At 46.0% G+C, this 12,689-nt stretch carries 9 protein-coding genes; 7 read left to right on the top strand and 2 right to left on the bottom strand.

The window, feature by feature from the left end:
* Window positions 1-136 precede the first annotated feature (136 nt).
* The 3 genes from JUF10_RS06990 to JUF10_RS06980 are packed head-to-tail and all read left to right on the top strand — an operon-like array spanning window position 137 to window position 3,840.
* Entirely contained in the window at window positions 137-2,191 is a 2,055-nt protein-coding gene (locus JUF10_RS06990; protein WP_203641508.1) for a glycoside hydrolase family 31 protein, read from the top strand.
* 20 nt (window positions 2,192-2,211) lie between these two features.
* Entirely contained in the window at window positions 2,212-2,406 is a 195-nt protein-coding gene (locus JUF10_RS06985; protein WP_203641507.1) for a hypothetical protein, read from the top strand.
* Between the two features lie 18 nt (window positions 2,407-2,424).
* Window positions 2,425-3,840, top strand: a complete 1,416-nt coding sequence (locus JUF10_RS06980) for an MFS transporter (protein ID WP_203641506.1) — start codon at window positions 2,425-2,427, stop codon at window positions 3,838-3,840.
* A 132-nt stretch (window positions 3,841-3,972) separates the two neighbouring features.
* Here JUF10_RS06980 and JUF10_RS06975 read toward each other — a convergent pair whose 3' ends face one another.
* The gene (locus JUF10_RS06975; protein WP_203641505.1) at window positions 3,973-4,956 is read right to left on the bottom strand and encodes an aldo/keto reductase; all 984 of its coding nucleotides are present in this window, start codon (window positions 4,954-4,956) and stop codon (window positions 3,973-3,975) included.
* A gap of 148 nt (window positions 4,957-5,104) precedes the next feature.
* On the opposite strand from JUF10_RS06975, the gene JUF10_RS06970 reads away from it, so the two are divergent.
* The 4 genes from JUF10_RS06970 (at window position 5,105) to JUF10_RS06955 (ending at window position 11,367) form a co-directional block, all read left to right on the top strand.
* On the top strand, window positions 5,105-5,707 hold the full coding sequence (locus JUF10_RS06970) for an SDR family oxidoreductase (RefSeq protein ID WP_203641504.1): 603 nt from the start codon (window positions 5,105-5,107) through the stop codon (window positions 5,705-5,707).
* A 68-nt stretch (window positions 5,708-5,775) separates the two neighbouring features.
* A complete protein-coding gene (locus JUF10_RS06965) occupies window positions 5,776-6,153 on the top strand; it encodes a hypothetical protein (RefSeq protein ID WP_236008180.1) in 378 nt (125 codons plus the stop codon).
* Between the two features lie 264 nt (window positions 6,154-6,417).
* Window positions 6,418-7,428: a polysaccharide deacetylase family protein gene (locus tag JUF10_RS06960; protein ID WP_203641502.1), complete on the top strand. Its 1,011-nt coding sequence runs from the start codon at window positions 6,418-6,420 to the stop codon at window positions 7,426-7,428.
* Between the two features lie 228 nt (window positions 7,429-7,656).
* Window positions 7,657-11,367 carry a BspA family leucine-rich repeat surface protein gene (locus JUF10_RS06955; protein ID WP_203641501.1) on the top strand — a complete coding sequence of 1,237 codons (3,711 nt, stop codon included), beginning with the start codon at window positions 7,657-7,659 and terminating at the stop codon, window positions 11,365-11,367.
* A gap of 113 nt (window positions 11,368-11,480) precedes the next feature.
* Here the strand turns inward: JUF10_RS06955 and JUF10_RS06950 are convergent, their stop codons facing one another.
* Window positions 11,481-12,623 carry an ArgE/DapE family deacylase gene (locus tag JUF10_RS06950; protein WP_203641500.1) on the bottom strand — a complete coding sequence of 381 codons (1,143 nt, stop codon included), beginning with the start codon at window positions 12,621-12,623 and terminating at the stop codon, window positions 11,481-11,483.
* Window positions 12,624-12,689: the final 66 nt, after the last annotated feature.

Here is a 12,689-nt window from a genome sequence, read left to right as displayed (position 1 = left end):
AGTTTTTGAATCAGCAGTAAAGCACTATCATCGTAATTGTAAACGCTTACCGGTTACATAGCGTGCTAATTGATTTGTTTTCAATGGTATACAAAATGTTCTGATTGATGGAAACCACTTGAAAGGAGTTATGACGATGATTTATGAAGATAATAACCGCCTATACTTACGTAACGCGAGTGAACTACTCGAGGTTCAGGCTTGGGGCGAAAACAGTCTCCGGGTTCGTAGTAGCAAGTACGCCGAATATACCGGTAGAAATAATGCCCTCACAGAAAAAGTAGCCACAGGCAACGCCGTGGTGACGGTCGATGAAGGTCACCATACGGGACAGATCACTAATGGAAAATTGACGGCGAAAATTGATGCCTTCAAGAACCTTAATTTCTATAACCAAAAGGGCGAGTTGCTCTTAAAGGGCTATCAACGGAATCGAATCGATGATATGTCCGCGGGCGAAAATGATGAAAAGGTCAACCATTTTAACAGCGCCTTGAATATTGATTCCAGAGAGTTTAAAGCCATTCCGGGCGGTGATTTCGAGTTGAAGGTCCGCTTTGATGCGGTCGCTGATGAAAAGTTATTTGGAATGGGGCAGTACCAACAAGATTTCTTGAATCTGAAGAATGCTAAGTTGGAATTGGCTCATCGGAATTCGCAGGCTAGTGTGCCATTTGTCCTTTCAAGTAAAGGCTACGGTATGTTGTGGAATAACCCGGCGATTGGTGATGTTAGTTTCGCTAAGAATTTGACGGAATGGCATGCCCTATCGACCAAGGAAATGGACTACTGGATAACCTGTGGCGATACGCCAAGTGCCATCGAGGAACAATACGCGGCTGTTACGGGGAAAGTGCCCATGATGCCCGACTATGCGATGGGGTATTGGCAATGCAAACTGCGTTACCGGACACAAGAAGAGTTATTAGCGGCTGCCCATGAGTTTAAGGACCGCAACTTGCCAATTAGTGTCATTGTTATTGACTACTTCCATTGGCCAAAATCCGGCGAATATACATTTGATAAGACCTACTGGCCAGATCCAGAAAAAATGATTAAAGAGCTACATGAAATGGGAATCAAGCTCATGGTTTCCGTATGGCCAACGGTTGATCAGACGAGTTCACACTATCAAGAAATGAAAGAACAGGGCTACTTGGTTCAGACCGAACGCGGCGTACCAATTACGATGGATTTCTTAGGAAATAATGGGTTTGTTGATTTCACGAATCCTGATGCACAGACATATCTGTGGCAGCTATTGAAGAAGAACTATGCCGATAAAGGGGTCGACCTGTTCTGGCTGGACGAAGCCGAACCTGAATACACGGTCTACGATTTCGACAACTATCGTTACCACAATGGAACCAATCTCCAAATCGGTAATACCTACCCCGTGGCCTACTCCAAAGCAATTTACGATGGACAAACAGAGGAAGGTAACAAGCAAGTGATTAACCTGGTTCGGTGTGCTTGGGCTGGTAGCCAAAAGTACGGGGCCCTCGTCTGGTCTGGTGACATTGATTCTAGTTTCCAATCTTTGCGGAACCAACTAGCAATTGGGCTGAACATGGCAATTGCTGGGATTCCATGGTGGACTACGGATATCGGTGGCTTCCATGGTGGCGTAGATGATAATGAGAGTTTCCGTGAGCTAGTTACCCGGTGGTTTGAGTTTGCCACGTTCTGTCCTGTTATGCGGATGCACGGTGACAGAGAACCACATACTGAACCCTTGAGTGATGTTGGCGGCGGCAAGATGCCTTCTGGTGGCGCCACTGAACCTTGGGCCTATGGGGACAAAGTCTACGGTATCATGCGGAAATACCTGAACCTACGTGAAAATCTCAAAGACTATATTCGGGTTCAAATGAAGGCTGCTCATGAGAAAGGCACGCCGGTTATTCGCCCACTATTCTATGATTTCAGTGCAGATAAGGCTGCTTGGGATGTTGAAAATCAGTACATGTTTGGCTCAGATATCTTGGTTGCTCCAGTCTTATTTGAAGGGTCCAAGCAACGGGATGTCTACTTGCCAGCGGGAACGACCTGGGTCAACGTTTATACGAATGAATCCTATACGGGTGGCCAACGGATTACGGTTAAAACACCGCTAGACCAGCTGCCAGTATTCGTTCGACAGACGGCCCAAGCCGATTTAGCACCGGCATTCACAGCAATTACCAAGTAATTATGTAGGAGGCGATGATCGTGAAAATACTTTCTAAGATGTTTGCGGGTCAGTCCCTGATCTCTTGGGGCTTACAATTGATTCTAATTTATATTGCATGGCAAGTTGCGGACCAGCATATCGAAAACAATCTGTGGACAATCACCGGTGTCGCCGTTTTATTACTATTAATTTACGCTAGCTTATCGCGTGATGGTAAGCAACGGACAAAATAGAAAGCGAGGAGTTAAGTGATGAGTTCGAACGCGGGACAATCGGATCATAATGTCGCGGCGGCCCAAGCCCTACTTAAAAATGACCGGCTACCATTCCACCGTAAGATTACGTATGGTTTTACGGATATGGCTGGTAACTTACTTTACTGTATCGTCGGGTCATATATGCTGTACTTCTTCACCAACGTCTTTGGTTTAGGCGTGGGTACAGCGGGTTCGCTACTACTGTTGGGACGGTTTATCGATGCCATTGGGGCTCCTGTGATGGGGGTCTTGGTTGACCACACGCACAGTAAATATGGGAAGAGTCGGCCATGGTTCTTATGGATGGCATTGCCATTTACAATCTTCATTTGGTTGCTGTTTACGACGCCAGATATCAGTGGGACAGCTAAAATTGTCTATTCTGGTGGGATGTATATTTTGGCCGAATTAGCTTACACGGCCATGTCGACGCCAATTACGTCAGTACTGCCGAATCTAACCTCTAACTCGGATGACCGGATGTCCGCCAACTCGATCCGGCTGGTTTTAGGGAACGTTGGGAATTTCTTTGCCGTGACGTTCATCATGCCCTTGGCAAGCGCCGTAGGTCACGGGAACGAGCAACGTGGCTGGTCGATTGCCGTCGGAATTTATGCCGTGATTGGTTTTATTCTCCTGATGATTGGGTTCTTGGATATGCGGGAGAAGAACATTGAAAATGATGAGATCGTTACGATCAAGGAAAGTCTAAAGGCAACCAAGGGAAACTGGCCATGGATTTTAATTGTGGCGGCGAACCTGATTTACTGGACGGCCTATTCCGCTAGAAACGCGGCCTTACCTTATTATTTCCAGTATAATTTAGATGATAAGGGCCTAATTTCATTCTTCAATGGGTTCTCGATCATTCAAATCATCGGGATGGCTTCGGTACCATTCTTCGTTAAGTTTATGCATAAATGGGGCACAACGGTCTTCATGCTGGCGATGACAATGGTCGGTCAAATTTGGATGGGCTTAGCTGGTGGCAACGTCACCTCTGCTTTAATCGGTTGGATCCTGGCTTGTATTGGTTCCGGATCCGCTTGTACCATGTTCTTCGCCATGGTCGGAGATACGGTCGACTTTGGTGAGTGGAAGAGTGGTGTTCGAGCCAACGGGTTACTAACGGCGATGGGAGCTTCCTTCTGTATTCAGATGGGATCCGGTTTCGGTTCCTTCATTGCCGCAAAGATCATGGCGGCGTTTGGCTTCTCAGCAGCCAAGGCAACGCAATCGGCTGCCAGCATGAGTTCCATTAGTTTTACGTTTATCTGGATTCCAGTTATTATTTACGCGATTAGTTTGATTATTATGGTCGTTTACCGTAAGTGGGAACGTCACGAACCAATTGTGACCGAAGAACTTGCTGAACGGCAGGCACAGGCACAAGAAGATGCTGCAGAATAGAAAATAACTTTCTAGAATGACTACAGATGGTTAGCAGTTCTAGTTGAACGTCCGCTTAACGGTGGGCGTTTTTTGGTGCAAAAAAGCTCGGGCCATGCTCGAGCTTTAAGCTGATTTGAAAATGAACGGAACTTAGTCGGGATCAGCAAGCGACTTACCATTAGAACTAGTTTTAAAGCCGGCAAAGGCATTGTCGATGGTCTGATATTCAGCAGAACTCAGTGTGACCTCCAGGGATTGGGAATTGGCTTCAACTTGACTGGCACGTTTAGCACCAGGAATGACAACGCTGACTAATGGGTTTTGCATGTACCAAGCCAGAATAGTTTGAGCGACAGTTGCTTGATGAGCTGTGGCAATTGGCCGAACCTGGTCGATTGCCTTTAAGGCAAGGCTATAGCGTGGTTCTTGGAAGTCACTGATTTGACTACGGATATCATCGGCTGGGAAGGAGACGGTCTGGTCATACTTACCAGTTAATAAGCCAGAAGCCAATGGGAAGTACGGTACAAAGCTAATCTGATGATCTTTCAAGTAAGGCATTAGGTCGGTTTCGTGGTCTCGGTGTAGGAGGCTGAATTCGTCTTCTACAACGTCGACATAGCCATCTGCGTTGGCTTCCTTGACTTGATCCAAGCTAAAGTTGGACAGACCAATTGCCCGGATCTTACCCTGTTCGCGCAAGCGTTGAAGGGCGCCAACGGCTTCTGCTTTTGGCGTTTGTTTGTCTGGAAAATGAATGTAGTAAATGTCAAGATAATCGGTATTTAATCGTTTCAGGCTGGCTTCAACCTGTTGTGTCAAAAAATCAGGGTCGTTGGAAATCACCTGTTCACCAGTTGAGAAGTCTTGTGCACCTTTAGTAGCGAGCGTAAAGCTATGGCGATTGAAGTCATGCATGGCTTGACCAACTAACTCTTCAGAGTGGCCGAGACCGTAAACAAAGGCGGTATCTAGCAATTGAATGCCATGATTGAGCCCTGATTTGACTAGATTTAAGCCATCCTCATCCTTTAAATTAGGGAAGAGGTTATAACCGCCGACAGCGTTGGTTCCAAGACCGAGTGGTGTAGTCTGCACGTCCGTCTTGCCAATTGTTACCATTTCATGTGACATTGAGTACCCTCCTAATTATATGAAACCGAATTCAAATACACATTTATTATACCGAATTTAATGTTAATCCCAAACGAGTTTGTCCAGAAAGTACCGGTCAGTCGTGGTTTCTGGTAAACTGGGAAGCAAAGAAAAAGGAGCGAAGATCATGACAACCTATTTAATCTTGGGAGCGACATCACTAGGACAACTAGTGGCCCAGCAACTTGTCGACCAACAGGCAGGCACTGTCCGTGTTTTACACGAGGCTACGGATGACTTACCTGCTGCTTTGGCAAGTTCCGTTGTAGAGTTTAGCGGTGACCTGACCAAGGAGGCGACATACGTGGATGCCCTACAGGATGCACCGATTATTTTCTCTGCACTGGAAGGGATGGATGTTGATCTTGATTTTGAAGCATTATTTGATGCACAGTACCATAATCAGTTAAGGCTGACTCGTTTTGTGATGTTGAGTACGGCGGGGGTAGACCATGAAGTTACTGGAGAACTCGTCTATCCGGGAATTACTGACGTTAAAGAGTATTTGAATCAACAACGATATGCGGCTAAATTAGTCGATGAGGCCGAGTTTCCATATACCATTTTACGGCCGGTGACGCTAACGACAGAAGTAGCTCAAGATCCCCAGATTATTAAAGAGGGGGAGCCCGTGCCAGCCGGAACTGTTTCGCAAGCAACCGTGGCCCAAGTAGCAGTCGATTTACTGAAAAATGGTGGTGCAGATTACCAATCACTAGCTGTTTGCTAAATCTTTCGCAAAACCTGACGAAATGTTGCGTAGCTGAGGGAATTGTTTGTTAGAATAGACGCAGTGAGGTGAAGGCATTGGCATTAGAAATAGACGATCAACAACTACAAGCAATCCGGGAGCGGATGGGTGAAGCCAATCAACGCGCCCACTTCGTTATTTTCCAATCAACTGAAAAGGAATCTGGAAAAGTTTTACGTTTAATTACGGACATTGAAAGTTTTCGGGCAATCCAAGAGCAGCATGAAACAGATTCAGAGATGGAAATCATTCAAGATATCGTCCCAATCACGGATACATTGGCACGTTGGGCCGTTGCAGAGAACATGGCAGCACAGCAGCAGAACGATGATGCCGAAGTCTTGAAGGATCTCGAACATTATACAAATGAAGTTTTAAAGGAAAATCAGCAGGCAGTTAATCCGCCAGATGATGGAACTGATTAGGTGCTTGCTGCGGTAAGCATCTTTTTTTACATGGGGTAAGAACACTTGTTTGCTTTTTGCGATTAAGGACAGCTTACGGGAAGGCCTTAGAAAATGCAAGGGGGTAAAATTCAGGAATACGTCGTTTAGGTCAACTCGGGGTAGCTAGAATCAGCCATTAAATTTAAATAATTATAGTAGCATGGGCCGTTTGGCAACCGTTAGCTCAGAGATACTGATAAACTAAGGATAATCGTTAGGGGAGTTTTTTGAGGAGGGACTTTTATGAAAAAGAAACATCTGTTATTAATTGGTTTAGCTGTTATGATGGGAATCCTAATGGTTGGTGGTGTGTCCGCGCAAGCTAAGGCGACCAATAAAACGGTCACATTTGGGCAATTGACCAATAAGAATACGAATCGATTGGCTGCTATTCGGCAGGCTGCGCGTGAGCAAATCTTAAAGCAGACCAAGTCGAAGAGCAGCAAGGTTGCGGCGGTCTACAAGGTAAAATTACCTAAGCACATGACGAAAAAGGCGACCTTGACAGCTACCGGGCTGCGGATGAATTTATTGGCAAACAGCTTCAAGGTCAAGCAGATTACGATTCCATACACACAGCTGCAAGGAAAGATATTAAATCGTTACTTGCCTAAGGCTAATCGAACAACTAGTGTAAAGACGAATAAGATGGTGGCGTTGACGTTCGATGATGGGCCGGATCCGACATTGACGCCGAAGTTACTGAAGACACTGAAAAAGTACAAAGTCCACGCAACGTTCTTTGAGGTTGGTCAGAGTGTCAGTCGCTATCCAAAAATTTCTCGAGCCGTGTTGGCTGGTGGAAATGAGTTAGGCAACCATTCATGGAATCATCCGGACTTTAACACAATTGGTACGGCACAGACGGTCAGCCAGATTACGCGAACGAACCGGGCTATCTTCCAAGCAACCGGGACGTTGCCACAGTATGTACGCCCGCCGTACGGGAATATCACGGCAGCCGAGGGCCGCGCAATCGAACAGCCAATCATTCGTTGGTCAGTGGATTCACGTGATTGGTCTTACTTGAATACGACTAAAGATATTAGTGAGGTTATGAAAGATACGCATGGCGGCGACATTGTGCTGATGCATGACATCCACGCACAGTCAGTCGCGGCCGTGCCAACAATTATTAAGCGATTGAAGGCTAAGGGCTATAAATTAGTTACGGTCAGTCAGTTGTTGAATTACCAGGCGTTGCCGGGGTTACAATACTTCGGTGCTGGTGATTATCGGACGGCTGGAAAGTAGTTTGAATGCGCTGAATATCGAAAAATTGATAAAGTAATGCAAAGGCTGGGGTAAAATACGCCAGTCTTTTTATGTGCTATTTTTACTCTGATGCAGTTGAAATTTGTGAGTAGAAAAGTTCTTTCAATTAATCGTCGAAGGCTATAACCATAAGAGAAAAATCCGTGTATACTAAAAATCGTATATGACTTACATAACTTGCTTTTTGAATTCTTGAGGAGGAGTATCATGAAACGAATGGTAGGTAATAAATCCGGTTGTCATTGGGTATACATGGGGGTTACTTTAGCCAGCTTAAGCTTAGGGAGCTTGGGATTAACGATAAAGGCGCACGCGGATGTAAGCCCTGAAATAAAGTCATCAACACCAAACATCACGGCACCGGCCGAAACGTCTACAGCAGCAACAAATGAGTCGGCACAGAATAAAGAATCTGTAACTTCAGAACAGCAGATATCCGCGCCCGAAAACACATCGTCGGAAGCCAGAAACCAGAATAATCTTAGTGAAACAACAGCGACTAAAACTCAAAAGGGGCCTGATTCAGTAGCACAAGAGACGCCATCAGTAAATCAGGAGCCGAAGGTAGTTTCGGAAAAGGCTTCAGGAGAAAATGGCGTGTCTGTAGAACCTACAAAGACAGAGACGGAGAAAGCAGATTCGAAAAAAGCACCAGCAGAGGTGACTAATGAGTCACTTACTCCAGTTGAACCGAAGCAGCCAAATTCAGCTCTAAAACCACAAGTTTCTGGGGGAAAGGTCACAAATTCGGCACAGCTAATGCAGTCGTGCCAAGTCTCTTTGAGTCGTTCAGCTATTCCGGCAGCCGCCACGCCATCGGATATGGCTGGTATCTTTGGGACCAGCGCATGGAATATTGATGAAGCAGGCGTCCTACATTTTGGTGCGGGAACGTTTACAGATACTCTATCGAATGGAAATCGGACGCCATGGATGACTTATGCGGATAAGATCAAGAACATCTCGTTTGATGATAAAGTTGTGGCTAGTAAGAACTCTTCGTATCTATTTTATGGCCTGCATAATTTAGTGAACGTTGAGCACGCAGATCGATTTGATGTCAGTCAGGCGACAAACTTTATGCGGCTGTTTGGGGACGATGATAGCTTGGTCGAAGTTGATACTGGGAACTGGGATACGAGCAAAGTAACCGATATGTTTGGAATGTTTGAATCGGCTAAAAGCTTAGTTACAGTGGATGTTTCCAAATGGAATACCAGTCAAGTGGACGACATGCAGAATATGTTTAATTTGGCCAAGTCGCTGACCACGTTGGATGTTTCTCACTGGGATACGAGTCAGGTCAAAAATATGAGTTATATGTTTAATCAAACGATTATTAACTCAACGACTGAAAAGACGGATGTTGGATCATTACAAGCGCTAGATGTCAGCCACTGGAACACGAGTAATGTTGGTAACAGCCCTTTTGGTGGTGATATTGCGTATATGTTTGCGGGCCAAAATAAACTGAAATTTTTGGATGTCAGTCATTGGGATGTTCGCCATGTGCACGCTATTCGTCATACATTTGCCAACTGCTCAGCGTTAGAGACTCTTGATGTCAGCCGCTGGAACACCAGCGATGTAAGTGACATGGAGGCAACTTTTTCAGGAGATTCTTCATTGACCGCCTTGGACATTAGCCATTGGGATGTTTCTCAGGTCCTGATCATGGATGATATGTTTGCGGGGATGTCCTCCGTAAAGAAATTAGACTTTAGTTGTTGGCAGACGAACGGCAAAGTATTCTTTCATATGATGCGTTTAGTTGCAGGGGATGCGGCATTGACATCCTTAGATTTGTCGGGATTTCATATGAATGAGAATGGTCAGATGTACTTTATAGATTATTTGGGTGGAACGAACTTACGGTCCTTTACTATGGGACCGCAATCTGCGTTGATGGGAACTTACTATGGTGCAATAGACGATGATGCCTTTTTGCCTGAAATTTCTAGCATGAAAGGGTTCGACCCTAAGCTGTATACAGGCAAGTGGCAAGCTGTTGGCACGGGAACGGTGGATTCACCTAATGGGGCTTCCTACTCGTATGTCCAGCTTAGAGGGATGTACAAGCGATCAGAGTCCGCAGATGGCAGCGTTGTTGGGCCCGCTGAGACTTATGTCTGGCAAGAAAATAACGCCGTGGCGATCACGGGAGACGGAACGAAAGTCTACGATGGGCAGGCGCTTTCGGCAGCAGACCTAGCTAATTATAAAATTAATGTTTACGGCAAAGTAGTGGCGCCAGCAAATGGGTGGCAAGCCGGAGATTTGATGTGGGCTCCCGTTCAACCGACTTCACGGACCACCACAGGCTTACGCAATGCCGGAACCTATGGTGTGACGTTGAGCGCAGCTGGCCAGGCAAAGTTAGCCGCTGCTAATCCGACCCTTGCTGATATTAACGTTGAGGATGGGACTTACACAATTACGAAGGCACCAGCAACTATTACCGTTAATAATCAGCAAGCGGTGTATGATGGCCAAGCGCACCAAGCTACGGCGACGGTTACGGGAGAAGTGAACTCGGAAAAGTTGGCGTATAAGCTAGACGCCATGTCGCAAACCGAAGTGGGGTCTTATACCGTTACCCCCGTTTTGAGCGAGACAGCAGTGAATGAAAATTATGACGTTAAGTTAATGCCAGGCACCTTAGTAATTTCGTCAGCGACCGGCCATGTGATTGTTCATTACGTCAATGAGAGCGGGCAGCAGATTGCGCCGAATGGTGATCAATTTGGTGAAGTGGGCACGGACTATACGTTAGTGGCACCATCGATTCCTGACGCAATTTTAGTTGGGACACCAACAAACGTTACGGGAAAATATGTGCTTACGCCAACTGAAGCGACATTTGTTTATCATCAATTTGGTCAAACGAATCCTAATCATCTGGGCCAAGTGAATATTCATTATTTGAATGAAGCCGGTGTTAAAATTGCTGATGAGCGGACGATGGTAGGCACAGTTGGGACGACGTATCAGGTACCAACTCGGCAGATTGGCTATGTCCTAGTTAAAGCTACACCTGATGTAACGGGTCAGTATATAACGGCTGGTACGGACATCACGCTCATTTATCATCAGCTGAAAAATACAACGGCAGATCATGGGTTAGTCATTGCCCATTATGTTGATGAGTCAGGTAAATACTTAATGGAAGATACATTGCAAAGTCAAGCGACTGGCATGGACTATCATTTAACGGCGCCAAGTATCGCGGGCTACATGCTCACGGCACAGCCGATAAATGCGACTGGAAAATTTAATGGGACCACGCAGGAAGTGACGTTTGTCTATCATCAATTAGAGACGTCACCGTCGAAAAATGGGTTGGTCATTAGCCATTACGTGGATGCTGATGGGCATTCAATCTTACCGGATACACAGCAGGTAGGGACCACAGGAACCGCATATACATTAACAGCACCAACAATTTCTGGATATACAGTTCAGGGCGAAAAGATACTCACAGGAACTTTTAGTGGAACAACTGTGGAGAGAACTTTCGTTTATCAAAAAACAGTCGCGCCAGTGAATCCCGTCGAACCAGTGACTCCAGTTACGCCAGTGTCACCAGAGAAACCAGGTAATAGCGGTGACGGGCAGAAAACTCCGGTCGCTGACAACAACAAACTGAAGCAACCAGTGTTAGTAGCCAAGCAACCCAAGGTAGTGGCCCGTGAAATGACTAAGCAATCAGCGGCTAAAATAGCTAAGGGTCAGGCGGCTTGGGCTACTACAGATGGTCAAAAATTAAAGTCGCCTGTCAATGGTAAGTCACCGGCGACAACGGTAGTAACTTTGCCGCAAACGGATGAAGCCACATCGTTTACTACTGTTTGGGGGATACTATTAGCCGGTTTAGCGGCAGTGCTAGGTTTGATTGATTGGCGACGACATCAAAATTAAAATTCACGGTGAGGCAACGATCATAGTTTGAAATAAAGATTGAGTTGCAAACTAAAATGAGGTCAAAAATTCCTGCTTCGGAGTTTTTGATCTCATTTTTGATGACACTACATTTAGGCTAAGAATTCTTTCGTCAAGCGTTCATAAACGTGTTGAACGTGAGCGAACAGGTCGAGGTCAACGGATTCATTGAGTGAATGTGCGTCGTTCCATTCCCCAGCACCATAGACGACCACTGGAAATTGATTGGCCGACTTGGTGTATTCGGAAGCATCGGTTGCACCGTGGATGACTTGCAATTCAACGGGATGACCGAATTCATCGTCAGCGATTTGCTTGGTTAATTTGACCAAACCGGAGTCAGTGGCACTAATGACGGGTTTAAAACTGTAGTCGACGTGCAGTGTCAGGTTAACATCGGCTTCTTGATTAAGCTTGTCGACCGTTTCGTTCAGTCGTTTGATGACGGCTTCGTTATCGAATTCAGGAATTGGCCGGATGTTACCTTGGAGTTCAGCCTTGGCAGGAATACTGTTGACCTGTTCCCCACCGTTGAAAACGGTTACGCTGTGGACCAGGGGCCCAAGTTCAGGGCTAACGGGCGCGTCCGCAAACTCGGTTGCTTCGGCTGTGACGTATTTGATTAGATTCGTGATGGCATTGATTCCTTTTTCAGGCATCGAACTATGGGCACCGCGACCCTGCGAATAAACATGATAGTTCAGAGACCCGTTGTGTGCGTAAACGAGATTACCACCGGTCGGCTCGCCGATGATGATCCCATCCAGGTCGTCAGCAATCCCTTGTTCAGTGAGCAAACGTGAGCCCATGGCGCCATTTTCTTCACCAACCGTTCCAATGAAACGCAGTCGCCCGTTAAGCTTAACTTTTTGATCGGCTAAGTTAATAAAGGTGATGACCATACCGGCCAAACCACTCTTCATATCGGCAGCGCCACGACCGTATAGCCGATTATTTTCAACGTGCGCGGAAAAGGGATCGAATTGCCAGTCAGCGACATCGCCCGTTGCCACAGTGTCCAGATGACCGGCCAATGCCAGAACTTTATCGCTGGTGGCATCACCGATTTCAGCGACAATGTTACTACGACCATCCGTATAAGGGATGATTTTAGATGTGATGCCGTGATTGGCAAAAAGTTTTTGAATATAAGTAGCTACAGCCGCTTCATTACCATTAACAGAGTTGATTTCGACTAGTTCCTGTAGAATTTGAACCTGTTCAGTATCTTTCATAAAAGCCTGCCCACTTTCTCACCATATTTTAATTTTAAGTGTAGCACGCTTTGTAGGAAATATGCG

Origin of the sequence: Levilactobacillus andaensis (assembly GCF_016861695.1) — a bacterium.
Classification (GTDB): domain Bacteria; phylum Bacillota; class Bacilli; order Lactobacillales; family Lactobacillaceae; genus Levilactobacillus; species Levilactobacillus andaensis.
This window is presented reverse-complemented; position numbering and strand designations above follow the sequence as displayed.

Coding starts and splice junctions, on each gene's coding strand:
- JUF10_RS06990 (WP_203641508.1), top strand. CDS start 137: ATGATTTATGAAGATAATAACCGCCTATACTTACGTAACGCGAGTGAA.
- JUF10_RS06980 (WP_203641506.1), top strand. CDS start 2,425: ATGAGTTCGAACGCGGGACAATCGGATCATAATGTCGCGGCGGCCCAA.
- JUF10_RS06975 (WP_203641505.1), bottom strand. CDS start 4,956: ATGTCACATGAAATGGTAACAATTGGCAAGACGGACGTGCAGACTACA.
- JUF10_RS06970 (WP_203641504.1), top strand. CDS start 5,105: ATGACAACCTATTTAATCTTGGGAGCGACATCACTAGGACAACTAGTG.
- JUF10_RS06960 (WP_203641502.1), top strand. CDS start 6,418: ATGAAAAAGAAACATCTGTTATTAATTGGTTTAGCTGTTATGATGGGA.
- JUF10_RS06955 (WP_203641501.1), top strand. CDS start 7,657: ATGAAACGAATGGTAGGTAATAAATCCGGTTGTCATTGGGTATACATG.
- JUF10_RS06950 (WP_203641500.1), bottom strand. CDS start 12,623: ATGAAAGATACTGAACAGGTTCAAATTCTACAGGAACTAGTCGAAATC.